Origin of the sequence: Erythrobacter fulvus, assembly GCF_028595285.1 — a bacterium.
Lineage (GTDB): Bacteria > Pseudomonadota > Alphaproteobacteria > Sphingomonadales > Sphingomonadaceae > Erythrobacter > Erythrobacter fulvus.
Genome location: NZ_JAQQXQ010000001.1, coordinates 180,881 through 203,464 on the forward strand (window position 1 = coordinate 180,881; position 22,584 = coordinate 203,464).

The 22,584-nt window shown below is 64.0% G+C and carries 23 protein-coding genes; 11 read left to right on the plus strand and 12 right to left on the minus strand.

Features of this window, described 5'->3' with window-relative positions:
• Nucleotides 1-65: 65 nt before the first annotated feature.
• A complete protein-coding gene (locus OIK40_RS00840; RefSeq protein WP_273675404.1) occupies nt 66-1,106 on the minus strand; it encodes a TIGR00341 family protein in 1,041 nt (346 codons plus the stop codon).
• A 184-nt stretch (nt 1,107-1,290) separates the two neighbouring features.
• On the opposite strand from OIK40_RS00840, the gene OIK40_RS00845 reads away from it, so the two are divergent.
• Nucleotides 1,291-2,136: a CPBP family intramembrane glutamic endopeptidase gene (locus tag OIK40_RS00845; RefSeq protein WP_273675406.1), complete on the plus strand. Its 846-nt coding sequence runs from the start codon at nt 1,291-1,293 to the stop codon at nt 2,134-2,136.
• On the opposite strand, the gene leuA is transcribed toward OIK40_RS00845, so the two are convergent.
• From leuA to miaA, 7 genes are all read right to left on the minus strand, one after another.
• Entirely contained in the window at nt 2,133-3,812 is a 1,680-nt protein-coding gene (leuA, locus tag OIK40_RS00850) for a 2-isopropylmalate synthase (RefSeq protein WP_273675408.1), read from the minus strand. The two genes, OIK40_RS00845 and leuA, sit on opposite strands and share 4 nt — an antisense overlap.
• Before the next feature lie 193 nt (nt 3,813-4,005).
• Nucleotides 4,006-4,452: a hypothetical protein gene (locus tag OIK40_RS00855; RefSeq protein WP_273675410.1), complete on the minus strand. Its 447-nt coding sequence runs from the start codon at nt 4,450-4,452 to the stop codon at nt 4,006-4,008.
• Nucleotides 4,453-4,554: 102 nt separating this feature from the next.
• A complete protein-coding gene (locus OIK40_RS00860) occupies nt 4,555-5,703 on the minus strand; it encodes an alpha-hydroxy acid oxidase (RefSeq protein ID WP_273676044.1) in 1,149 nt (382 codons plus the stop codon).
• A gap of 67 nt (nt 5,704-5,770) precedes the next feature.
• Nucleotides 5,771-6,790: a ketol-acid reductoisomerase gene (gene ilvC / locus OIK40_RS00865; protein WP_273675412.1), complete on the minus strand. Its 1,020-nt coding sequence runs from the start codon at nt 6,788-6,790 to the stop codon at nt 5,771-5,773.
• A 39-nt stretch (nt 6,791-6,829) separates the two neighbouring features.
• Nucleotides 6,830-7,351, minus strand: coding sequence for an acetolactate synthase small subunit (ilvN, locus tag OIK40_RS00870; RefSeq protein WP_273675414.1), 522 nt, complete (start codon nt 7,349-7,351; stop codon nt 6,830-6,832).
• 10 nt (nt 7,352-7,361) lie between these two features.
• Nucleotides 7,362-9,149 (minus strand): biosynthetic-type acetolactate synthase large subunit, encoded by a 1,788-nt coding sequence (gene ilvB / locus OIK40_RS00875; protein WP_273675417.1) that lies wholly within the window; start codon nt 9,147-9,149, stop codon nt 7,362-7,364.
• A gap of 146 nt (nt 9,150-9,295) precedes the next feature.
• Entirely contained in the window at nt 9,296-10,252 is a 957-nt protein-coding gene (gene miaA, locus OIK40_RS00880) for a tRNA (adenosine(37)-N6)-dimethylallyltransferase MiaA (protein ID WP_273675418.1), read from the minus strand.
• Between miaA and serB the strand changes: the two genes are divergently transcribed.
• Together serB and OIK40_RS00890 are read left to right on the plus strand one after the other, a co-directional pair.
• Nucleotides 10,245-11,117 carry a phosphoserine phosphatase SerB gene (serB, locus tag OIK40_RS00885; RefSeq protein ID WP_273676046.1) on the plus strand — a complete coding sequence of 291 codons (873 nt, stop codon included), beginning with the start codon at nt 10,245-10,247 and terminating at the stop codon, nt 11,115-11,117. The two genes, miaA and serB, sit on opposite strands and share 8 nt — an antisense overlap.
• Nucleotides 11,118-11,254: 137 nt before the next feature.
• The gene (locus OIK40_RS00890) at nt 11,255-12,091 is read left to right on the plus strand and encodes a Coq4 family protein (RefSeq protein WP_273675420.1); all 837 of its coding nucleotides are present in this window, start codon (nt 11,255-11,257) and stop codon (nt 12,089-12,091) included.
• 4 nt (nt 12,092-12,095) lie between these two features.
• On the opposite strand, the gene OIK40_RS00895 is transcribed toward OIK40_RS00890, so the two are convergent.
• Nucleotides 12,096-12,782, minus strand: a complete 687-nt coding sequence (locus tag OIK40_RS00895) for a nitroreductase family protein (RefSeq protein ID WP_273675421.1) — start codon at nt 12,780-12,782, stop codon at nt 12,096-12,098.
• A 107-nt stretch (nt 12,783-12,889) separates the two neighbouring features.
• Between OIK40_RS00895 and OIK40_RS00900 the strand changes: the two genes are divergently transcribed.
• A complete protein-coding gene (locus tag OIK40_RS00900; RefSeq protein WP_273675422.1) occupies nt 12,890-13,696 on the plus strand; it encodes a Coq4 family protein in 807 nt (268 codons plus the stop codon).
• A gap of 20 nt (nt 13,697-13,716) precedes the next feature.
• On the opposite strand, the gene purL is transcribed toward OIK40_RS00900, so the two are convergent.
• The 3 genes from purL to OIK40_RS00915 are packed head-to-tail and all read right to left on the minus strand — an operon-like array spanning nt 13,717 to nt 17,084.
• On the minus strand, nt 13,717-15,957 hold the full coding sequence (gene purL, locus OIK40_RS00905; RefSeq protein ID WP_273675424.1) for a phosphoribosylformylglycinamidine synthase subunit PurL: 2,241 nt from the start codon (nt 15,955-15,957) through the stop codon (nt 13,717-13,719).
• 28 nt (nt 15,958-15,985) lie between these two features.
• Nucleotides 15,986-16,660 (minus strand): hypothetical protein, encoded by a 675-nt coding sequence (locus OIK40_RS00910; RefSeq protein ID WP_273675426.1) that lies wholly within the window; start codon nt 16,658-16,660, stop codon nt 15,986-15,988.
• 10 nt (nt 16,661-16,670) lie between these two features.
• Nucleotides 16,671-17,084 carry a DUF2177 family protein gene (locus OIK40_RS00915; RefSeq protein WP_273675428.1) on the minus strand — a complete coding sequence of 138 codons (414 nt, stop codon included), beginning with the start codon at nt 17,082-17,084 and terminating at the stop codon, nt 16,671-16,673.
• 69 nt (nt 17,085-17,153) lie between these two features.
• Between OIK40_RS00915 and OIK40_RS00920 the strand changes: the two genes are divergently transcribed.
• The 7 genes from OIK40_RS00920 to OIK40_RS00950 all read left to right on the plus strand — a co-directional run bounded on the left by OIK40_RS00920 (nt 17,154) and on the right by OIK40_RS00950 (nt 22,507).
• Nucleotides 17,154-17,435 (plus strand): exodeoxyribonuclease VII small subunit, encoded by a 282-nt coding sequence (locus OIK40_RS00920; RefSeq protein WP_374211763.1) that lies wholly within the window; start codon nt 17,154-17,156, stop codon nt 17,433-17,435.
• Between the two features lie 4 nt (nt 17,436-17,439).
• Nucleotides 17,440-18,351 carry a polyprenyl synthetase family protein gene (locus OIK40_RS00925; RefSeq protein WP_273675430.1) on the plus strand — a complete coding sequence of 304 codons (912 nt, stop codon included), beginning with the start codon at nt 17,440-17,442 and terminating at the stop codon, nt 18,349-18,351.
• Nucleotides 18,352-18,375: 24 nt separating this feature from the next.
• Nucleotides 18,376-18,888, plus strand: a complete 513-nt coding sequence (gene coaD / locus OIK40_RS00930; RefSeq protein ID WP_273675432.1) for a pantetheine-phosphate adenylyltransferase — start codon at nt 18,376-18,378, stop codon at nt 18,886-18,888.
• An 85-nt stretch (nt 18,889-18,973) separates the two neighbouring features.
• Complete coding sequence (locus OIK40_RS00935) at nt 18,974-19,705, plus strand: peptidylprolyl isomerase (protein WP_273675434.1); 732 nt, start codon at nt 18,974-18,976, stop codon at nt 19,703-19,705.
• Between the two features lie 43 nt (nt 19,706-19,748).
• Nucleotides 19,749-20,786, plus strand: coding sequence for a tRNA preQ1(34) S-adenosylmethionine ribosyltransferase-isomerase QueA (gene queA, locus OIK40_RS00940; RefSeq protein WP_273675436.1), 1,038 nt, complete (start codon nt 19,749-19,751; stop codon nt 20,784-20,786).
• A gap of 9 nt (nt 20,787-20,795) precedes the next feature.
• Entirely contained in the window at nt 20,796-21,740 is a 945-nt protein-coding gene (locus tag OIK40_RS00945; protein WP_273675438.1) for an ABC transporter ATP-binding protein, read from the plus strand.
• On the plus strand, nt 21,740-22,507 hold the full coding sequence (locus OIK40_RS00950; RefSeq protein ID WP_273676048.1) for an ABC transporter permease: 768 nt from the start codon (nt 21,740-21,742) through the stop codon (nt 22,505-22,507). Before OIK40_RS00945 ends, OIK40_RS00950 begins: the two co-directional genes overlap by 1 nt.
• Nucleotides 22,508-22,584: the final 77 nt, after the last annotated feature.

Sequence of the window (22,584 nt, forward strand, 5' to 3'; positions counted from 1 at the left end):
TCCCGTTGTCGCGAATTGAAGTCTGCGGCGAAAACCGTCTGCCTGCAAGCGTCGCCTGCAAGGGATCAAGGGGCAGGGGTGATAAAGGCGATGTTGCCGATGCCGAGAACCAGCCAACCGGCAGCAATCAGTGCGACCACCACAAGGATAGCCGTCCATGCCGCCAGCAAACCGAGCGTGATTCGCCAGTTCTTCGGCGGCAGGCCTTCGATCAGGAACATCACGATCCCTGCGACATTCAGACACACCAGATTGCTGGCGAACAGAAACACCGCGCCTCCCGCCATGCCCCATTCGCCCGCGCCGAGAAAAATCCCGGTTGCTGCGAGCGGCGGCACCAGCGCCACCGCGATCATCACGCCCACCAGCGAGAGCGATGCGGCGCGGCTCATTGCAAGAACGCCTGCTGCCCCGCATGCCAGTGCCAGTGCGATGTCAGCGGGCTGGACCAGCGCGCGGTTGCGCAGTTCGGGTTCGGCAAGATCGATGGAAAACAGACTGCCGACAAGCATGCCGGAAAGCACCGCCAGCAGCGCCCCTGTCGCCATTGCCAGCGCCGCCTTGCCGCCGCGCCGCGCATCGCCCACCGTCGCTGCCAGCGCGACCCCCATGCTTGGCCCTAGCAAGGGCGCGATTACCATGGCGCCGATAATCACCGCCACCTGTCCGCTGCGCATCCCCAGCGCGGCGATGATCGAGGACAGGATGACGGTGAACAGGAAGCTCGGCGTGATCCGAAGGCTGTCCTCGATGTCCTCGTACAGCTCGCTGGTGCTGATTCGGTCGCGGCTGAAGAACCGTTCAATCGCGGTCGGCGGCGGAAGATGGGGATCGGCGGGAAGCGCGGTATCGGGCGTTTCGAGCACCGGCGGGATCACCGCCTCGAGTTCGGACACCTGCGCAAGGAAGCGCGGTTCATTGCCGAATTCGGCGGTGAGATCGTCCAGCAGCCGCTCGGTATAGCGTTGCTGGACGAGGCAGGTGTATTTCTCCATCCCGCCCGGCACGCTTTCGCGCCAGAAGCGCCGCGAGTGTTTCGCGAGAATGCCCTCCAGCGTGCCTATCGCGCTTTCGGGCAGAAATATCTCGACCAACCTTGCTGTCATAACGCCGGACTATAGGGGCGATGCTGTGGCCGGGGAAGAAGGCCTGGCGGTCCCGACCTCATCTGTCGCGACCATTGCTCTTGTCGGCCAATGCGAGGCTTGCACGAATGCCCGGAAGCATATCATATCTCGAGCGCCGAGTAATGATGTGCAAAGGCTTCCCGGACGCAAGGTGACCCGACCCGTGATCAGGATCAGGCCGAATTCTTCCGCCATGTTCGCGGCGATCGTGCTTGCCGGAATGTTGGCTGTCACCATCGCCAACATTGTGTTCTTCTCGCGCGAGAGCAGCGTTGTATGGGTGCTGCATTTCGCAAGCAATGGCTGGATTAACGCCAATCTGACGATGTTTGTGCCGATGACGTTGTTGGTGATTGGCGGATTGGTGATGGCATGGGGCGGGCAGGGCTTGTCCGATCTCGGACTAAACGCGGGCTGGGCGCTGCGGTTGCTGCTGCTGCTCGGCGCGGGTTGGGTCGCTGTACAATTGCTTGCAGCTATAGTGGCGCTTGTCAGCGGCATCGGACTCGTCGTCCATCCCGCTTGGGCCGAACATGGTGCTGGAACATTGGTTGGCCTGCTGCTGGCTATGGTGCTGGGTACGGCCCCGTTCGAGGATGGCCTGTTCCGCGGTTATGTTCTGCCCCAACTCTATCTGCTTATGGGGTCGCGTTTCTCGGGCGAAACAGAGCGGCTGATCGCGGCGCTGTTGCTGTGTTCGATAATCTTCGCGCTGTGGCACCTGCCGACGATTTTGCTCAACCGTGAGGTCACCTTGGTGGCTGTGGCAGGGGCATTGGCCTATATGTTCCTCGGCGGTGTGCTGCTCGGCCTGCTTTATTTGCGCACCGGAAGGCTTGAAGTCGTGTTCGCGGGACACGCGCTGGTGAACGCGCCAACCTTGCTGGTGGAGACCCCGCTACCCGGATCACTGCTCGCAGGAATTGTCGGGCTGGGGGCCATCATCGCAGGGCCGATGCTGGCCGGACGGCCATGGTCAACCCGCCTTGTGCGGATCGTGCCGCGCTAAACAGCCACCGCGCTGTTTGCCGCCGAAAGGACTGCGCGGACGCTGGCAGTCGCCACGTCCTCGTCTATCCCGCAGCCCCATATGGTGCGCCCGTCGCCGGTGCGGCATTCGAGATAGGCCGCGGCCCGTGCATCGGTTCCGGTGCCGAGGGCGTGTTCGGTATAGTCGGCCACGTCGAGATCGACCCCGAAGGCTTCGCGCAGGGTGCCCATCACGCTGGAGATGAGGCCGTTGCCACGCCCCGAGACGCTCTGCTCCTCCCCGTCCACCGCGATCGTGCCGGCAAAGATGCGGGTGCCGTCCGACGCGCGACTTTCCTCGTAGCGCACAAGCTGGAAGTGCTTGGGGTGCGTCTTGACGTGGTAGGCCTTGCGGAAGGCGTCCCAGATGTCGGCGGCGTTCAGTTCACGGCCCAGTTCGTCCGCCATGCGCTGCACGTGCTTCGAGAAATCGGCCTGCATCTTCTTGGGCAGCTTCAGGCCCTGATCTTTCTCCAGCACCCAGGCAAAGCCGCCCTTGCCGGACTGCGAATTGACACGGATCACCGCTTCGTAACTGCGCCCGAGATCGGCCGGATCGATCGGCAGATAGGGCACACGCCACGCTTCGTCGTTCTGGGTGTCGCGCGCTTCGAAGCCCTTCTTGATCGCGTCCTGATGGCTGCCGGAGAATGCCGTGTAGACCAGTTCGCCGCCATAGGGGTGGCGCTGATGGACGGGGATGTCGTTGCAATATTCGACTGTCTCGATCACGCGGTCGATGTCCGAGAAATCGAGGCGCGGATCGACCCCTTGCGTGTAGAGATTCAGCGCCATCGTCACGAGGCAGCAATTGCCGGTGCGCTCGCCATTGCCGAACAGGCAGCCCTCGACACGGTCGGCTCCGGCCATCAGGCCGAGTTCCGCCGCCGCCACGCCCGTACCGCGATCATTGTGGGTGTGCAGGCTGATAACCGCGCTTTCGCGGTTCGGCAGGTTGCGGCAGAAATACTCGATCTGGTCGGCGTAGATATTGGGCGTTGCCGCCTCGACCGTGGCCGGCAGATTGAGGATGATCGGGTGTTCTGGCGTAGGCTGGAGAACGTCCATCACCGCCTCGCACACGGCGATGCTGAAATCGAGTTCCGCGGTAGAGAAGGTCTCCGGCGAATACTGGAAATGCCAGTCGGTACCGGGGCGCCTGGCCGCCTCGTCGCGCATCACCTTTGCGCCTGCAACGGCAATGGCTTTCACCTCGTCCTTGCTCATGCGGAACACGATGTCGCGCCATGCCGGGCTGACCGCATTGTAGAGGTGCACGATGGCTGCGTGCGCGCCGTCGAGGCTGTCGAAGCTGGTGCGGATCAGATCTTCGCGGCTCTGTGTGAGCACCTGCACGGTGACGTCATCGGGAATATCGCCCGAACGCACGAGGCCGGAGATGAAATCGAACTCGGTCGCGCCCGCGCTGGGGAAGCCGACTTCGATCTCCTTCACGCCGACTTCCACCAGCAGATCGAAAAAGCGGCGCTTCTTCACGGCATCCATCGGATCGATGATCGACTGGTTGCCGTCGCGCAGATCGGTGGAGAGCCAGCGCGGCGCTTTTTCGATCAGGCGCGAAGGCCACTGGCGGTCGGGCAGGTTGATCTGGCCGAACGGGCGATACTTGACGGAAGGGTCACGGAGCATGGGCATGGAAAGAAGCTCGTCGCGGTAGAGGGTGGGAAGCTGCGGCGGGTTACCCTTGGGAGTGGGCCGCTCGCGCCCTGCGCGTGCGACTGCCTACGCCCAAGGGCGCATAAGTCGAAGCAGCGCAAGTCCGATCCGCGTCATGCGATGAGTCTTTGCCGATTATTGCGCGCGGCGCAAGCAGGGAATGCGCCGGGCATTACCCGCATCGTGCGTCGCGGATGATGTTGCCCGCGTCGAGCATCAGGCTGAGGCGCGGATTGGTGGGGTCGGGATTGACGTAGCCGGGGGTGCCGTGTGCAACGAAGCGCAGGTTGTCGCTGCGGCCCAGCGCTTCGACGATTTGCGCGCGGGTCGCCTCGTCTGCCGGCTTGCCGATGAACGGGCCCATGAGGTTGGCGCCGCAGGTCGACGATGCCGGATCGGTCAGCGTGCCGGGCGCAAAGACGCCGGGGGCGGCGCCGGGCTGGGGGGCGGCCACCTGAGGGGCGACGGCACCCTGCGGCGCGGGCGTGGCGGTGCCGTTCTGGTTAATCCGCGCAGCGAAACTTTCTGCATCATTGGCTGAAGGATCGGCCTCGCCGCCGCAGGCGGTCAGCGCAAGCGCGATGGGGACGGCGAGGAGGAACTGCGCGAGTTTGTTCATGGTTTCGGTCCGTGGGTAAGGTCTGCGGCCTGAAACGCCTCTTTCATTACCCGATTATGACATTCTTGTTTGCCCTACCGCTTTGCTGCTTGAGGGCGGGGGCTATTTGCGCCGCATCCGGTCGGCGGTAAGCTGGTCCACTGCGGTCACGCCCATCAGACGCATTCCGCGTTCGATCTCGTCCTTCAGAATGCCGAGCGCGCGCTCCACGCCTTCCTGTCCCGACGCCGCGAGCGCATAGAGATAGAGCCGCCCCCCCGACGCCGCAGTCGCGCCGCTCGCCAGCGCCTTCAGCACATGCGTGCCGCGCCGCACGCCGCCGTCGCAGATGATTTCGATCTGGCCGCCCACGGCATCGACGATCTCGGGCAGCTGGTCGAACGGCGCGCGGCTGCCGTCGAGTTGCCGTCCGCCGTGGTTGGAAATCATGATCGCATCCGCGCCCATCTCCACCGCGCGGCGGGCATCGGCAACGCTCATCACGCCTTTCAGGACGAAGGTGCAGCCCCATTGCTGGCGGATCGCGGCCGCCGTGTCCCAGTCCATCGCGGTGTCGAGCATGGTGTTGAAATATTCCGCGATGCTCACCGCCTTGTTCGTCCCCTCGGTGACATGGGTGTCGAGATTGGGAAGGCGGAACTTCTCGCGAAAGAGATAGTCGAGCGTCCAGCGCGGGCGCGTGGCGTAGCTCCAGATACTTGCGGGGGTAAAGCGCGGCGGAGTGGTGAAGCCCGATCGCAGGCAGCGCTCGCGCTTGCCCGAAACGATGGTGTCGACCGTCAGCGCCAGCGCATCGAATTTCGCCGCCTGGCAGCGTTCGATCATGTGGGTGTTCAGACCCTGGTCCTTATGGACGTAGAGCTGGAACAGCTTTGGCCCGCTGGTCAGCGCGGCGATTTCCTCGATGCTGCGCGTCGCAAGGCTGGAGATGCCGAACCACAGGCCGAACTTCTCCGCCGCCTTGGCCACTGCGGTTTCACCCTGCCAATGGAACGCGCGCTGGACGGCGGTGGGTGAGAGCATCAGCGGCAGCGCCGATGTACGACCGAGGATGGTGCAGGAGGTGTCGATGGTTTCGACCCCGGCGAGCACGTCCGGCACCAGATCGACGGTGTCGAAACTGGCAGTGTTTCGCGCCTTGGTCAGCTCGTCATCCGCCGCGCCGTCGATATAGTCGAACACGGGAAAAGGCAGGCGAGCCTTCGCCAGCCGCCGGAAATCGTCGATATTGTGGCAATCGGAGAGGCGCATGGACATGCTGTCGCGCAAGGCGCGGCGCCGGACAAGTCCGAAGCGCCGCGCCCCACGCGTTGCAGCGTCAGTTCTTGGCCTTGTCGACCAGCTTATTGGCGCTGATCCACGGCATCATGGCGCGCAGCTGGGCGCCGGTCTTTTCGATCGGGTGTGCCTCGGCAGCCTTACGGGCGGCCTTGAGTTCGGGCTGCCCGGCGCGGTTGTCGAGCACGAAGTTCTTCACGAAACGGCCCGATTGGATGTCGGCCAGCACGCGCTTCATTTCTGCCTTGGTCTCCGCGGTGATGATGCGCGGCCCGGTGGTGATGTCGCCATATTCGGCGGTGTTCGAGATCGAATAGCGCATGTTGGCGATCCCGCCTTCATACAGCAGATCGACGATCAGCTTGGTTTCGTGGAGACACTCGAAATAGGCCATTTCGGGCGCGTAACCGGCCTCGACCAGCGTTTCGAACCCGGCCTGGATCAGGTGGGTGATCCCGCCGCACAACACGGCCTGCTCGCCGAACAGATCGGTTTCGCACTCTTCCTTGAAGTTGGTTTCGATAATGCCCGAACGCCCGCCGCCGACGGCGCTGGCATAGGCGAGGGCGACGTCATGCGCCGCGCCGCTGGCGTCCTGATGGATCGCGATCAGGCAGGGCACCCCGCCGCCGCGGACATATTCGCTGCGCACGGTGTGGCCCGGGCCCTTGGGCGCGATCATGATGACGTCGATATCGGCGGGCGGTTCGATCAGGCCGAAATGGATATTGAGCCCGTGTGCGAAGGCAAGCGCGCTGCCGGGCTTCATGTGACCCTTGAGATCATTTTCCCAGATGCCGGCCTGATGTTCGTCGGGGGCGAGTATCATCAGGATGTCGGCCCACTTAGCAGCTTCGGTGTTGGAAAGCACCTTGAACCCGGCGGCTTCGGCCTTCTTCGCGGTGGCCGAACCTTCGCGCAGGGCGATGGCGACTTCGGCCACGCCGCTATCGCGCAGGTTCTGGGCATGGGCATGGCCCTGCGAGCCATAGCCGAGGATCGCGACCTTTCTGGGCTTGATCAGGTTCAGATCGGCATCGGCGTCGTAATAGACTTTCATCACTATTCTCTCTTGTGGATTGTATTCGCGAAAAAAGGTTCAGGCCCCTTCGGCCCCGCGCATCATGCCGACGATGCCGGTGCGGCCGACTTCGACCAGCCCCAGTTCGCGCATAAGGGCGATGAAACTGTCGACCTTGTCGGGCGGGCCGGTGATTTCGAATATGAAGCTTTCGGTGGTCGTATCGACGGGGCGGGCGCGGAAAATGTCGGCAAGGCGGAGCGCCTCGACCCGCTTTTCACCCGTGCCGGTGACCTTGATGAGTGCGAGTTCGCGCTCGACGTGGGGTCCGGCCGTGGTGAGGTCGGTGACCTTGTGCACCGGCACCAGCCGCTCGAGCTGCGCCTCGATCTGGTCGATCACCTGGGGCGGCCCGTTGGTGACGATGGTGATACGGCTGACCGCGTGATCTTCGGTAATGTCGGCCACGGTGAGGCTGTCGATGTTGTAACCACGCGCGGTGAACAGCCCGGTGATCTTGGCGAGGATCCCCGGTTCGTTGTCGACCGTGACGGCGAGCACGTGACGCTCGGAAGCTGCTTCGGCAATTTTCAGGGGCATTGCGTGTATCCTAGACCAGCGCCTTGGCTTCGTCGTCCATCGTCCCGTCGACCTTGTCGCCGTAGAGGATCATGTCGGTGTGCGCTGCACCTGACGGGATCATCGGCAGGCAGTTGGCATCCTGCGCGACGAGGCAATCGACCATCACCGGGCCATCATGCGCGAGCATCGCGGCGATGCCTTCGTCCAGTTCGCTTTCGTCGTGGATTCGGATGCCCTTCCAGCCATAGGCTTCGGCGAGGCGCACGAAATCGGGCAGGCTGTCCGAATAGGAATTCGAATAGCGGCTTTCGTAGGTCAGTTCCTGCCACTGGCGGACCATGCCCATATATTCGTTGTTGAGGATGAACACCTTGACCGGCAGGCGGTATTGCGAGGCGGTGCCGAGTTCCTGGATATTCATCTGGATCGAGGCTTCGCCCGCAATGTCGATCACCAGCGCATCGGGGTGCCCCAATTGCGCGCCGATTGCGGCAGGCAGGCCGTAGCCCATCGTGCCGAGCCCGCCCGAGGTGAGCCATTTGTTGGGATCATCGAACCCGAAATACTGCGCTGCCCACATCTGGTGCTGGCCGACCTCGGTCGAGATGATCGGCTTTTGCGCATGGGTGAGCGCGTGGAGCCGCTCGATCGCCTTTTGCGGCATTATCATGTTCGGATGCTTGGCCGAGCGTGCGGGGTAGGCGAGGCATTCGCGCGCACGCCAGCCGGCGATGCGGGCCTTCCATTCGCCCAGATCGCGCGCCTTGCGGCTGCCCCACGCCTCCACCAGCTGGCCGAGCACGGTGGCGCAGTCGCCAAGGATGCCAAGGTCCACCGCAACCGTCTTGTTGATCGATGACCGGTCGATATCGATGTGGATCTTCTTCGAATCCGGCGAGAAGGCATCGAGCCTGCCGGTGACCCGGTCATCGAAGCGCGCGCCGATGCAGACCATCACATCGCACTTGTTCATCGCCATGTTGGCTTCGAAGGTGCCGTGCATCCCCAGCATGCCGAGCCAGTCGGGATGGGTGGAGGGGAACGCGCCGAGGCCCATCAGCGTCGAGGTGACGGGCGCGCCGGTCAGATCCTGGAAGCGGCGCAGCAAGGTGCTGGCCTCCGGCCCGGAATTGATAATCCCGCCGCCGGTGTAGAGGATCGGACATTCGGCATTCGCAATCATCTCGATCGCTTCGACGATCTGTTCGGCCGGCGCGACCATTTGCGGGGCGTAACGGTGCGATCCCGGACGCACGAAGGCACGGCGTTCGCTGGGCACGGCGATCTGCACATCCTTGGGAATGTCAATCACCACCGGGCCGGGGCGGCCAGTGGTGGCGATGCGGAACGCCTCGGCAATGGTCGCGGCGAGATCGGCCGGGTCCTTCACCAGATAATTATGCTTCGTGCAGTGGCGGGTGATGCCGATGGTGTCGGCTTCCTGAAACGCGTCGGTGCCGATCAGCGCGGTCGGCACCTGACCGGTGATCACAACCAGCGGTATCGAATCCATCCACGCGTCGGCAATGCCGGTGATCGCGTTGGTTGCGCCCGGGCCGGAGGTGACGAGCACAACGCCCGGTTTGCCCGTCGCGCGGGCATAGCCTTCGGCTGCGTGGGCCGCGCCGGCTTCGTGGCGGACAAGGATGTGCCGAATGCGTTCGTCGCCGAACAATTCGTCATAGATCGGCAGCACCGCACCGCCAGGATAGCCGAACACGTATTCCACGCCCTGTTCGATCAGACACTGCACGAGGATCGCCGCGCCGCTGCTGAGGGCGCTTTGGGACTGGGCAGAGGCCTGTTGGCGGGACACGGGAAACTCCATAAGCTTGCGACCGGGGCAGAACAGTGCCTGCCGGGAAACGGGGCGTAAATAACAAAAAACCGGCCCGATGCAGGGGGGATCGCATCGGGCCGAGTGACAATGCCGCTATCGGTTATAATCTGATAGGTCAACCCCTAATCGCGCAACAATGATGCAAAATACGTGCCTATGTCGATACTTTCGGATTCACATTCAGGGCCAATCCGCGCCCATTCCGCAGGCGGTTGCCGCCGGAACCAGGTGAACTGGCGCTTGGCATAATTGCGGGTGGCCTGCTGGGCGGCGGCAATCATCGCCTCGCGGCTTGTCTCTCCGGCAAGGAAGGCTGCAATTTCCGGCACGCCGATAGCACGCATCACCGGCAGATCGGGATCAAGCTCCCGCGCGAGCAGGGCCTCCACCTCTTCGACGGCGCCGTCTTCCAGCATTGCCTCGAACCGCCGGTCACAGCGTTCGTACAGCCATGTCCGGTCGGGCAGCAGCAGCAGCGGGTGCAGCGTCACTTCTTCTGCAATGCCGCCGGCCTTGGCCATCTGCCAGTCGGCCAGCGTCACCCCGGTCGAGCGTTTGACCTCCAGCGCGCGAGCAATCCGCTGACGGTCGCCCGGATCAAGCTCGGCTGCGCGCAACGGGTCTTCAACCTGAAGCAGCTTGTAGGCCGCATCCTCGTCCAGTGCGCGGACGGTAGCGCGCACCGCAGGGTCGATCTGCGGGATCGGCGCAATGCCTTCAAGCAGCACTTTCAGATAAAGCCCCGTGCCGCCGACGAGGATCGGAACCGCGCCGCCCGCGTGAATGTCGGCGATCTCTTCCCTCGCGCGCGCTGCCCACGCCGCCGCCGAGCAGGCTTCCGCACCGTCCCACGCGCCGAACAGCCGGTGTTCGACGCCGGCCATTTCTTCTTCGGAAGGGCGCGCGGACAGCACGCGCAGATCGGCATAGACCTGCGCGCTGTCGGCATTGACGATAACGGCCTTGCGTCCCGCCTCTGCCAGCCGGTGGGCGAGAGCCAGTGCAACCGCGCTCTTGCCGCTGGCGGTCGGCCCTGCGATGAGCGCCAGCGGTAGGTTTGGAGAAATCATGATGCTCATTGCCCGGCTGATAGCAGACACAGCCGACAGGGAAACACGTCTCGATGCGCTGGCCGATGCTTTGAAGGCGACTGGCACCGCGATCGCCTCGGCAGCGATGCTGGCCGAAGGCGACGTGATGGAACTGCGCTTTGCCGAGGCCGACCCGTCCGTCGTGCTCGAAGCGATCGACCGGACGTTCGCCCCTGCGGACATGCTGGTGAGCGATGGAGAGATCGTGGTGCCGAAGGTGTTCGTGTCCGACATGGATTCGACCATGATCGGGCAGGAATGCATCGACGAGCTGGCCGATTATGCCGGGATCAAGCCGCAGATCGCCGCGATTACCGAGCGCGCGATGCAGGGTGAGCTCGATTTCGTGGAGGCGCTGTGCGAGCGGGTGGCGCTGCTCAGGGGGCTGGACGAAGCGGTGGTCGAAGTCTGCCTCAACGAACGGATCACGCCCACGCCGGGCGCGCGCACGCTGGTGGCGACGCTTTCCGCGCTCGGCACGCGATCGGTGCTGGTAACCGGCGGCTTTCACCATTTTGCCGATCCGGTCGCGCAGATGCTTGGGTTCGAACGGGTAGTGGGCAACCGGCTCGAGGTGGCGAACGGACAATTGACCGGCAACCTGCTGGGGCCGATCACCGATAGCGGGGTTAAGGCGGCGGTGTTGCGCGAGGAGGCCGGGCAGGGCGCCGTCACGCTCGCCACCGGCGATGGTGCCAACGACATTCCGATGATTGAAGCGGCAACTTACGGCTTTGCCTATCGCGCCAAGCCCAAGGCGCGGGCGGCGGCCAATGGCCGGGTCGATCGCGGCGATCTGACGGCGGTGCTGTGTCTGCTCGGCATCCCGCGCAAGGATTGGCGCGGGGGATAGCGCCGGTTTGCGCGGCTTTGGCGCGGGGCCGGAACGCTTCGTCGCAAAAAGGGTTTTGAAACGGGACGCGAATCGCTTATTTACACTGATGTAAGCATTGCATGGCATCAGCGAGTGCGAGACAAGGATCAGGATCGATGACCGCCACCGCCCGTGACTATAGCCAGATGTTCGCTGCCGACGGCACCGTGCTGCGCGATCCCGCGCGGCCCGAGCCGCAGTATCGGCCGCTGCGCGCATGGAAGAACTTCCGCCTGCTGATCCAGGACAAGGAAGACACCTCGCTGGTGTTCAAGATTTTCGAATCCCTGCCGTCCAAGGATTTTCTCCCGCGCGCTGCCGAACTGGCCCTGTCCGAACGCGGCGAGCATCTGCGCCGAACCGAGCCGAGCCTGCCCGAAATCCTCGACGATCACGCGGCGCTGCGGCGCACGCCGAAGGGCAGCCTGGCACATGCTTATTGCGACTTCATGGAAAACGAAGGGCTGACTGCAGCGGGTCTGGTAGCCGAGGCGGAGAGCCTCGGGCGTCCGAAATACCCCGATCTGGTGCAGTGGTTCATGGAACGCTCGCGCGATACGCATGATCTGTTCCACGTGCTGACCGGTTATGGCCGCGATGCGCTGGGGGAACAATGCGTGCTGCTGTTCACCCACGGCCAGAGCCCAAGCCACGGCCACCTGCTGATCGGCTATGCCGGTGCGGCCAACATCGCCAAGATGGCCAAGGGCAGCAAGGCACCCGTGTTCGGCGCCGTGCGTCAGGCCCACCGCACCGGCAAGGGCGCCCCGCGCCTGATCGAACAGCCGATCCGCGAATTGCTCGCCCGCCCGCTAGAGCAGGTGCGCGCCGATATGCGTATCCCCGAACCGAGCAAGTATCGCGAATGCCACCGCATCTGGCAGGCGGAAGGGATCAATCCCTACAATCTGCTCGCCAGCGAAAGCACGCCGGGCGAACTCGCCGCGGCCTGACCGGTCAAAGCCAGCTGGCGATCTGTGTCAGCGGCTTTTTAATCAGCGCGTGGGCAGGCACCGTGGCGTCGGGCGCAGGACGGCCTGCGACCACGATCATCACCGGCTTTTCCCATTCGGGCCGCCCGCAGATCTCGCGCAGGAAACCCATTGGTGACGGTGTGTGCGTCAGCGTCGCCAGCCCCGCCTCGTGCAGCGTCGCCAGAAGCATCCCGCAGGCGATCCCGACGCTTTCGTTGACGTAATAATTCTGCGTCGCCCCGTCTTCGGCGATCCCGCCCTTGCGCTGGGCAAACACCACGATGAGGTAAGGCGCGGTTTCGAGAAACGGTTTGTCCGCGTCGGTGCCGAGGTCCTTCAGCGCGGCAAGCCATTCCTCGCTCGCCTTGGGATCATCGCCGTCCGCACCGTAAAAACGCCGTTCCTCGGCCTCTGCGGCTTCGCGGATCGCGCGCTTGTGTTCGTGTGATGCGACGACCGCGAAATGCCATGGCTGGTGATTGGCCCCCGAAGGCGCGCTACCGGCCGCTGCTATCGCTGCTTCGATGATCTCGCGCGGCACCGGCGCGTCGGAGAACCACCGGCAGGTGCGACGCTGCTTCAACCTTGTGGCGAGGCTTTCGGCGCGGGCGATGGCTTCGTCATCGGGCACCTGCTTGATCGTGTAGGGAAGGGTTTCAGGTGCGGGCATCGGCAGTTTCTTGACCTCGAACAACGGACAAATCGACTTTTAACTGACACTGATGTAAGTGACGAAAGGTGAGTCTGGTTCGCGACTCGCGCAAAGGACGTTACACGATGGCGCTTCCCGATACCCCGCTGGCAGAACTCCCATTGCTCGCCCCCGAACGCAAGGTTTCGGGCTTCCGTCCGCTGAAAGTGCTGCATCATTTTCGCAAGCTGGTGGCGGACAAGGAGGACACCGAACAGGTGTTCCACATCATCGAGGCGACCAAAGGCAAGCGCACGCACCGGCAGGCGTGGGACTTCATCCGTTCCCCCGAAGGCCAGCGTTTCATTGCCGACAGCGTCGATATTCCGGCGATGCTCGACGATCACGCCCGCTGGGCCGATTGCGGGCCGGACAGCGTGGCGGCGCATTACATCGCCTTCATGAAGCGCGAGGGGCTGTCGGCGGCAGGGCTGGTGGCGGAAAGCCATAAGTGGGCGCCGCCCGAAAGCCTGCCGCGCGATCTGACGCAGTGGTATTTCGATCGCCTGCGCGACACGCATGATCTGTTTCACGTGCTAACCGGCTATGGCCGCGACGCGCTGGGCGAGGCGAGCCTGCTCGGCTTCAGCTACGAGCAGAACCACAACAAGGGCATTCTGTTCATCGCCTATGCGGGTGCGCGCCAGATCGCCAAGGCGAGCGGCACCAAGGCTCCGCTGTTCGCCGCGATCCGCGAAGGGCGCAGGCTGGGCAGGGCCGCGGCCAAGATCGCGCATCAGGATATCGCCGCGCTGATGCGCGAGGATATCGATGCCGCGCGGGCACGGCTGCATATCGGCAAGCCTGAAGTCTACCGCCAGTGCCTTTCCATCCTCGCGGGCGAGGGGATTTTGAGCGAGGAACTGACGCTGGGGAGCGCCCAGGCGGCATAAGGCCCCGGCCTAGAGCGCCCTTAGCCTTCCATCCATTCCGCGAAGAAGCGCTGGTTGGCTGCGCGAAGTTCCGCCAGCGGAACCCCCAGCACAGAATCGCCGCCCACCGTGCCGACCCGCTGGAAACCGATCTGGGCCGTTTCCTCGTCGCGGGTGCCCTTGGCGAGCGCGGCATTGAGGGCTTCGACATCGGGAACGGTGACGAGATAGCGTCCCTGATCCTCGCCGAACCACCATTGAGCGGGCGTGTAATCGGGGTTGCCCGCCGGATCGACTTCGGCCCCGATGCCTCCGGCCAGCGCCATCTCCGCCAGAGCGACCGCCAGGCCGCCATCGCTGAGGTCGTGGACCGCGTTCACCAGCCCGTCGGCGATCAGTTCGTGGATGATTTCGCCCGCGGTGCGTTCCACCACAAGGTCGGTCGGCGGGGTGCGGCCGCCTTCGATGCCCTTGACCACGCGCAGCCACAGCGACTGGCCGAGGTGCGAGCGGGTGGGATCGGGCTTGGCCCAGAATTCCGGCCCGACGAGGTAGATCGCATCGCCCGCCTGCTTGAAGTGCATCGTCATCATCTTGGAAAGATCGGTGATGATACCGACGCCGCCGATCGCCGGGGTAGGCAGGATTGCCGAGCCGCCGCCGGTCGCCTTGCTTTCGTTATAGAGGCTGACATTGCCGCTCACGATCGGGAAATCGAGCGCGCGGCAGGCATCACCCATGCCGTCCAGCGCATGGACGATTTGCGCCATGATCTCCGGGCGCTGCGGGTTGGCGAAGTTCAAACAGTTGGTCACTGCCAGCGGCCGCGCGCCGACGGCGCACAGGTTGCGGTAAGCTTCGGCAATCGCCTGCTTGCCGCCTTCATAGGGGTCGGCAAAGACATAGCGCGGCGTGCAATCGGTGGTGATCGCCAGCGCCTTGTCAGTGCCATGCACCCGCACCACACCGGCATCGCCGCCGGTCTGGAGCGTGTCGGCACCGACCTGCGAATCGTATTGCTCGGCAATCCAGCCGCGCGAGGCGAGATCGGGAGAGGCCATCAGGGTCAGCAGGTCCGCTGCCACATCATCGGTCGAGGGTACGTCCCCGAGCGGCGTCACGCCTGCCCACGCCGCATATTCCTCCTTGGAGAGGTAAGGCCGGTCATACAGCGGCGCTTCGTCCGCAAGCGGAGCGAGGGGGATGTCGCACACCACCTCGCCATTGAATTCCAGCACCATGTGCCCCGTATCGGTCACTTCGCCGATCACCGCGAAATCGAGCTCCCACTTGCGGAAGATCGCCTCTGCCATGGCTTCCTTGCCCGGCTTCAGCACCATGAGCATGCGCTCCTGGCTCTCCGACAGCATCATTTCGTAAGGCGTCATGCTCTCTTCGCGGCAGGGCACCTTGTTCATGTCGAGCCGGATGCCCGCGCCGCCCTTGGAGGCCATTTCGACGCTGGAGGACGTGAGACCCGCCGCGCCCATATCCTGAATCGCGACGATGGCATCGGTTGCCATCAGTTCAAGGCAGGCCTCGATCAGCAGCTTTTCGGTGAAGGGATCGCCGACCTGCACCGTGGGGCGCTTGGCCTCGGCATCCTCGCCGAAATCTGCGCTCGCCATGGTCGCACCATGGATCCCGTCGCGCCCGGTCTTGCTGCCGACATAGACGATCGGATTGCCAAGGCCGGTGGCGGCGGAATAGAAGATCTTGTCCTGATCGGCGACGCCGACGGTCATCGCGTTGACGAGGATATTGCCGTCATAGGCAGGGTGGAAGTTGGTCTCCCCCGCCACGGTCGGCACGCCGACGCAATTGCCGTAGCCGCCGATGCCTGCGACCACGCCCTGCACCAGATGCTTCATCTTGGGGTGTTCGGGCCGCCCGAAACGTAGCGCATTGGCATTGGCCATCGGCCGCGCGCCCATAGTGAAAACGTCGCGCAGGATGCCGCCCACGCCCGTCGCCGCGCCCTGATAGGGCTCGATGTAGCTGGGGTGGTTGTGGCTTTCCATCTTGAAGATCGCCGCCTGCCCGTCGCCGATATCGATCACGCCCGCGTTCTCGCCCGGGCCGCAGATCACCCACGGCGCCTCGGTCGGCAGCTTTTTCAGATGCAGGCGCGAGGATTTGTAGGAGCAATGCTCCGACCACATCACGGAAAAGATGCCGAGCTCGACAAGGTTCGGCTCGCGGCCCAGCGCGTGCAGGACGCGCTCGTATTCCTCGGGAGAAAGGCCGTGCTGTTCGACGATTTCGGGGGTGATGGCGGACATGTCGGGACTCCTTGGCCCGCCCCCTAGATTAGACTTCGCCGAAGGCCAAGCCGCAGCGTTTCTGGAACCAGCGATTCTCCCCCACCCAGACCGCCAGCGCGGTGAGAATCGCGAAGGCGAGCAAAGCCTGAAGATAAAGGAACGCGCCCGCTTCCTGCGGATGGGGCGCGAACCAGTTGATCGCCTGCAGCACCAGCATCACCGCCAGCAGCACCAGCGGTGGGCCGATAGGGCCGCGCGTGCGGCGCACGTAGAAGGCGAAAGCGCCGCCTGTAACCGCGAGTTCAAGCGGGATGGCCACCAACGGATAGTTCCACAACCCGAGCCCGAATTTCGGCGGCTCCCCGTCGAGCGTCAGATCGGGCACGTGTACCAGCCAGTCGAGCCCCCAGTGCGACAGCACAACCAGCCCGGCCAGCAATCCGGCGAACAGGTTACGCTGAGCCAGCGCAACCACAATCAGGAAGGCGAGCGCCCAGATCCCGGCCCCGATCAGACTGTGGGTATAGGGCATGTGATAAAGATCGAGCGGCACCATCACACTCGCCGCCGGATCGACCCGCAGTTTCTCCACGCCGATCAGCGCCAGCGTGAAAAATCCCCAGTCGACCAGTTGTGCAGCGACGAACAGCGTGCCGAGGCGCGGGCTGCGCGGACTGACGGCTGCGGCGACGAAGGCCGGGGCGAAATGACCGATGAACATGCGGTGCCGATCAGCCGGCAGCCGGAGCGAAGCGCAGCGCGGCCCAGGTGGCGATGGCGCTCGCCGTGCCGGTAGCAAAGGCACCCCAGAGAATGTCGAGCACGCTGACATGGGTCGCCCACACCTTGAACACCGCCTGGCTGGTGAGGTCGAAGGTCGCATAGCACAGCGCACCCAGCAGGATGCCGTTCAGCAGGGCCGCCTGCACCGTGCCGCTTTCGATACCGGGCTTGATCGCGAACCATGTCATCCCGGCGAGGTAGATGAGGTAGAACACCCCGGCGGCGGCCATGTTGAAATCCTTGGCCATGATCTCGCCGATTACCGGACGATAGAGATTGCCCGAGGCCCAGCGCAGCCAAACGGCGTCCATCGCGCCGAAAGCAAGCGCGGCGGCGGCGTAGGCGATGATCCATTTCGTCATGTCGTTCTTTATCCCGCTTTGCCCGCCACCTTTGCGTGCCAGCCTTGACCGGACAGGGCGGGCGCGTCAATGCTCGCGACCATGGACGAGGGCAACACCGGTACGGCGCAAGCGCCGGATATTTCGCAGATGAGCTTCGAGCAGGCGCTTGTCGCGCTCGAACAGATCGTGCAGCAGCTGGAACGCGGCGACGTGCCGCTCGACCAGTCGATTTCGCTGTACGAACGCGGCGAGGCGCTGCGCGCAGCCTGCCAGCAGCGGCTTGATGCGGCGCAGGCCCGGATCGAGAAGATCGTCACCGGCGCGGACGGCCGGCCCGCCGGTACCCGCCCGCTTGATGCGGATGGCTGAGCCGATGCTTGCAGGGGTGGACACCAATATCCTCGGCGACGGCCTGAAGCAGGTTCAGGCCGATATCGATTCGCTGTTCGACGCGCTGTTGCCGGTGCCGGATGACACCAGCGCGCGTCTGGTCGAAGCGATGCGTTACGCCGCGATCGGCGGGGGGAAGCGGGTGCGCCCGTTGCTGGTGGTCAGCACCGCGTCGCTGTTCGGCGTGTCGCGCGATGCCGCGCTGCGGGCGGGCGCCGCGATCGAGACGATCCACGTCTATTCGCTGATCCATGATGATCTGCCCTGCATGGACGATGATGATCTGCGCCATGGCAAGCCGACATTGCACAAGGTCTATGACGAGGCGACCGCCGTGCTCGCCGGTGATGCGCTTCATGCGCTGGCCTTCGAGATTCTGGCCGATGAGGCCACCAGCACCGATCCCTTCACCCGCTCCGAACTGATCCTGACGCTGGGCAAAGCATCGGGCATGCATGGCATGGCCGGCGGGCAGATGATGGATATGGTCGCCGACGAGGAAGGCGTGACCTATGATCTGCACACCATCACGCGGCTGCAACAGCTGAAAACCGGCGCGCTGCTGGCGGCGAGTGTCGAGATGGGGGCGATCCTCGGTAAGGTTGCGCCGCAGGGCCGGGCGCACTTGCGCGCCTATGCCCGCGATATCGGCCTTGCCTTCCAGATCGCGGATGATCTGCTCGACGCTGTCGGCGACGAGGACAAGGCCGGCAAGGCGCTGCGCAAGGACGACGAACAGGGCAAGCAGACTTTTGTCACCTTGCTGGGCATCGACAGGGCCCGCGATCAGGCCCGCGCGCTGGTCGATCAGGCGGTGGGCCACCTTTCGAGCTATGGTGCCGAGGCCGATATTTTGCGCGCGCTCGCCCGCTTCATCGTTGAACGCGATCGCTGATTTTCCGGACAGAGGACAGGACGTATGAGCAGCCGTATCGGGATCTATCCCGGCACATTCGATCCCATCACGCTGGGCCATGCCGATATCATCCGGCGCGGGGCGAAGCTGGTGGACAAGCTGATCATCGGCGTGACGACCAATCCTTCCAAGAACCCGATGTTCGGCGTCGATGAACGCTTCCGCATGGTCAAACGCGAAGTCGCCGGGATGGGGCTGACCAATGTCGAGGTGGTGGGCTTCAACGCGTTGCTGGTGAAGTTTGCCCAGAAACAGGGCGCCAGCGTCATCATCCGCGGCCTGCGCGCCGTCGCCGATTTCGAGTACGAATACCAGATGGCGGGCATGAACCAGCAGCTTGATCCCAGTGTGGAAACTGTCTTCCTCATGGCCGACGTATCGCTCCAGCCGATCGCGTCCAAGCTGGTCAAGGAAATCGCGATTTACGGGGGCGACATATCGAAATTCGTCAGTCCGCCGGTGCGTGCCGAGGTTGAGGCGCGCGTGCGCGAAACCGGAACCAAGGGCGATTATTGAACGGCGCGCTGTCGACAGGTTCCGCTTCATTCATTGAAGTGTCAGCCCGGCATGGCTACAGGCGGCGTCTCACACGGATGAAATGATGATCAAAGCCACGCTCACCTCTGCCATTGGTGCCCTGTTCCTGCTGACTGCTGCGCACCCCGCGCTTGCCCAGAAGCGGAAGGACGACACGCCGCCGGTTGCCTTTGGCGATAATGCCAAGGACGACGACGACGCGGAGGAAATCGCCAGCGCGCCGCGCACCTATGCCCCGATCAATTATGATCCGACGGTCGACCCTGAGAATGTCTGGGTGCTCGATCTGTCGAACGGCCAGCGGGTCAAGATCCGGCTGATGGAGGACTGGGCGCCCGAACATATCGCGCGGATCAAGGAACTTACCCGCCGTGGGTTCTATAACGGCGTGATCTTCCACCGTGTGATTGACGGCTTCATGGCCCAGGGCGGCGATCCGACCGGCACCGGGCAGGGCGGCAGCGAGCTTCCCGACCTCAAGGCCGAATTCAATCCGATGCCGCACGTACGCGGCACGGTGTCGATGGCCCGCGCGACCGAGGAAGACAGCGCCAACAGCCAGTTCTTCATCGTCTTCTACCCGCGTTTCAGCCTCGACAAGCGTTACACCAATTTCGGCCGCGTGATCGAAAACATGGACGCGGTTGATGCGATCAACCGGGGCGAACCGCCCGCGGAACCGACTCGTATCGTGCAAGCCTCGCTTGCCATCGACAACCTTCCGCCCCCGCCGCCGCCTGCACCGGCGGATGATACGCCGATCACCGTCGACATGTTGAGCGGCCCCATCGGCTAAGGGGACTTTCGCACGCCGCGCCTTCGGGTTAGGGGCGCGCGCCATGAAAGTAGACCTCTTCGATTTCGAGCTGCCGCAAGATCGCATTGCGTTAAGGCCGGTGCGTCCGCGTGATGCGGCGCGGATGCTGGTGGTGCGCGGGGCCGACGCGCCGTTTGAAGACAGGGGCGTGCGCGATCTGCCGACCCTACTCAATCGCGGCGATGTGCTGGTGTTCAACGATACCCGGGTGATACCCGCCCAACTCGAAGGCCGCCGCGCCGACGGGGAGGCGAAGATCGGCGCTACCCTGCACAAGCGGCTCGACTTGCGCCGCTGGCAGGCTTTCATCCGCAACGCCAAGCGGGTGAAGGAAGGCGATCAGCTGATGTTCGGCGGCGGTGTCACCGCGATTGCCGAGGCGCGCCATGCCGACGGATCGATCACCCTGTTCTTCGAAGGCGAAGAGCCGGTCGAAGTGCTGCTTGATCGTGCAGGCACCATGCCGCTGCCGCCCTATATTGCCAGTAAGCGCGGCGTGGATCAGCAGGATTTGGAAGATTACCAGACCATGTTCGCGCGCGAGGAAGGCGCGGTTGCCGCGCCTACTGCGTCGCTCCACTTCACGCAAAGACTAGTCGATGCGATCGACGCTGCCGGAATCGGGCGCGCGATGCTGACGCTGCACGTGGGGGCGGGGACCTTCCTTCCTGTGAAGGCCGACGACACCGACGATCACCAGATGCACGCCGAATTCGGGCGCATATCGCAGGACACCGCCGATCAGCTCAATGCCGCCCGCGCTGCCGGGGGCCGGATCATTGCGGTCGGCACCACTTCGCTGCGCCTGCTGGAAAGCGCGGTGGACGAAAACGGCATCATCCGCCCCTTCGCGGGCGATACGTCGATCTTCATCACCCCCGGTTATCGCCTTAAGGCGGTGGACGGGCTGATGACCAATTTCCACTTGCCCAAATCGACTCTGATGATGCTGGTTTCTGCGCTGATGGGGCGCGAGCGCATGCTGGCGGCTTACCGGCACGCCATCGCCAATGAATACCGCTTCTATTCCTATGGTGACTCCTCGCTGCTGCTTCCCTAATCGGTGGCGATGAACGAACCGATCCTCTCCATCCGCGGCCTGACCAAGACCTATCGTGGCGGCACGCGGGCGCTCGACAATGTCGATCTGGATATCCGGCCGGGCGAAATTTTCGCTTTGTTGGGGCCGAACGGGGCGGGCAAGACTACGCTGATCGGGGCCGTGTGCGGGCTGGTGCGGCCTTCCGGGGGCACGATCACCGCCTTCGGGCACGATCTGGCACGCGACTGGCGCAGCGCGCGGGCGCGGATCGGGCTGGTGCCGCAGGAATTGTCCACCGACATGTTCGAGACGGTGTGGCGGGCGGTCGCCTATTCGCAAGGTCTCTTCGGCAAGCCGCATGACGCCGCGCGGATTGAGGAAATCCTGCGCAGCCTGTCGCTTTGGGACAAGAAGGACGCGCAGATTCGTGCGCTGTCGGGCGGGATGAAACGCCGTGTGCTGATCGCCAAGGCGCTGGCGCACGATCCCGAATTGCTTTTCCTCGACGAGCCGACTGCGGGCGTCGACGTGGAATTGCGCAAGGGCATGTGGGAACAGATCGCCCGGCTGAAGGAACGCGGCGTCACCATTATCCTTACCACCCATTACATCGAGGAAGCCGAGGAAATGGCTGACCGGGTCGGCATCATTCAGGGCGGGCGCATCCTTATGGTGGATGAAAAGCACGCGATGATGGAGCGACTGGGTACCACCGAGGCGGTGATCGATCTTGCTGTGCCGCTCGGCCAGCTGCCGCCGGAAGTGGCTGCGTTCCCGGTCGAACTAGGCGAGGGCAGCACCCGCCTGATCTATCGCGGCGGCACGGGTGCGGGCGGGGGCGCGGCCGAAGTCGCGCAGCTTACTCAGGCGCTGACCCGTGCCGGGATCGCCTATAACAGCATCGACATCCACGATAGCTCGCTGGAGGATATCTTCGTTGGCTTGCTGGGCGAGCAGGAGGTGCCCGCGTGATGCATTTCAATCTGCGCAGCGCCTATGCCATCTACCGCCGCGAAATGGCCCGTGCCTTCCGCACCGCGTTCCAGTCGATCCTGTCGCCGGTGCTGACGACCTCGCTCTATTTCGTGGTGTTCGGATCGGTCATCGGCGCGCGGATGGAGCCGGTTGGCGGGGTGCCCTATGGCGCCTTCATCATTCCGGGGCTGCTGATGCTCACCCTGCTGGGCGAGACCACCAGCAATGCCAGTTTCGGCATCTACATGCCGCGCTTTACCGGCACGATCTACGAATTGCTGTCCGCGCCCGTGGGCGTGGCGGAAACGCTGGTCGGCTTTGTCGGCGCGGCGGCGACGAAGGGCCTGATTCTGGCTGCGATCATCCTGGGCACGGCGACTTTCTTCGTCGATTACCAGATCACCCATCCGGTGCTGGCTGCATTCTACATCATGCTGGTTGCGGCGAGTTTCGCGCTGTTCGGCTTCATCCTCGGCATCTGGGCGGATTCGTTCGAGAAGCTGGGGATCATCCCGCTGCTGATCCTCACCCCGCTGACTTTCCTCGGCGGCACCTTCTATTCGATCCGCGATCTGCCCGCGCCGTGGGACGCCGTCGCCTTTGCCAACCCCATCGCCTTTCTTGTCAGCGGGTTGCGCTGGACGTTCTACGGCACCGCCGACGTGCCGATCGCCGTCTCGCTTGGCCTGACGCTCGGATTTCTGGCGCTGTGCGTCACGATCATCGCCGTGATCTTCCGCACCGGATGGCGGCTGCGCGAGTAATTGCGGCCGGGTCTGCGAGCGACTTTGGTCGAACCGCAACCACCGTCCGTCTGACCTTAACGGCAACTTGTCCGCCT

Excerpts from the sequence above, each read along its gene's own strand:
- purL (WP_273675424.1), bottom strand. The coding sequence starts at position 15,957 with ATGTCCGCCATCACCCCCGAAATCGTCGAACAGCACGGCCTTTCTCCC.
- OIK40_RS00900 (WP_273675422.1), top strand. The coding sequence starts at position 12,890 with ATGGCGCTTCCCGATACCCCGCTGGCAGAACTCCCATTGCTCGCCCCC.
- OIK40_RS00895 (WP_273675421.1), bottom strand. The coding sequence starts at position 12,782 with ATGCCCGCACCTGAAACCCTTCCCTACACGATCAAGCAGGTGCCCGAT.
- coaD (WP_273675432.1), top strand. The coding sequence starts at position 18,376 with ATGAGCAGCCGTATCGGGATCTATCCCGGCACATTCGATCCCATCACG.
- OIK40_RS00945 (WP_273675438.1), top strand. The coding sequence starts at position 20,796 with ATGAACGAACCGATCCTCTCCATCCGCGGCCTGACCAAGACCTATCGT.
- OIK40_RS00920 (WP_374211763.1), top strand. The coding sequence starts at position 17,154 with ATGCTCGCGACCATGGACGAGGGCAACACCGGTACGGCGCAAGCGCCG.
- ilvN (WP_273675414.1), bottom strand. The coding sequence starts at position 7,351 with ATGCCCCTGAAAATTGCCGAAGCAGCTTCCGAGCGTCACGTGCTCGCC.
- queA (WP_273675436.1), top strand. The coding sequence starts at position 19,749 with ATGAAAGTAGACCTCTTCGATTTCGAGCTGCCGCAAGATCGCATTGCG.
- OIK40_RS00915 (WP_273675428.1), bottom strand. The coding sequence starts at position 17,084 with ATGACGAAATGGATCATCGCCTACGCCGCCGCCGCGCTTGCTTTCGGC.
- ilvC (WP_273675412.1), bottom strand. The coding sequence starts at position 6,790 with ATGAAAGTCTATTACGACGCCGATGCCGATCTGAACCTGATCAAGCCC.
- OIK40_RS00910 (WP_273675426.1), bottom strand. The coding sequence starts at position 16,660 with ATGTTCATCGGTCATTTCGCCCCGGCCTTCGTCGCCGCAGCCGTCAGT.
- miaA (WP_273675418.1), bottom strand. The coding sequence starts at position 10,252 with ATGAGCATCATGATTTCTCCAAACCTACCGCTGGCGCTCATCGCAGGG.
- OIK40_RS00855 (WP_273675410.1), bottom strand. The coding sequence starts at position 4,452 with ATGAACAAACTCGCGCAGTTCCTCCTCGCCGTCCCCATCGCGCTTGCG.
- serB (WP_273676046.1), top strand. The coding sequence starts at position 10,245 with ATGCTCATTGCCCGGCTGATAGCAGACACAGCCGACAGGGAAACACGT.
- OIK40_RS00860 (WP_273676044.1), bottom strand. The coding sequence starts at position 5,703 with ATGCGCCTCTCCGATTGCCACAATATCGACGATTTCCGGCGGCTGGCG.
- leuA (WP_273675408.1), bottom strand. The coding sequence starts at position 3,812 with ATGCCCATGCTCCGTGACCCTTCCGTCAAGTATCGCCCGTTCGGCCAG.
- OIK40_RS00890 (WP_273675420.1), top strand. The coding sequence starts at position 11,255 with ATGACCGCCACCGCCCGTGACTATAGCCAGATGTTCGCTGCCGACGGC.
- OIK40_RS00925 (WP_273675430.1), top strand. The coding sequence starts at position 17,440 with ATGCTTGCAGGGGTGGACACCAATATCCTCGGCGACGGCCTGAAGCAG.
- OIK40_RS00935 (WP_273675434.1), top strand. The coding sequence starts at position 18,974 with ATGATCAAAGCCACGCTCACCTCTGCCATTGGTGCCCTGTTCCTGCTG.
- OIK40_RS00840 (WP_273675404.1), bottom strand. The coding sequence starts at position 1,106 with ATGACAGCAAGGTTGGTCGAGATATTTCTGCCCGAAAGCGCGATAGGC.
- OIK40_RS00950 (WP_273676048.1), top strand. The coding sequence starts at position 21,740 with ATGCATTTCAATCTGCGCAGCGCCTATGCCATCTACCGCCGCGAAATG.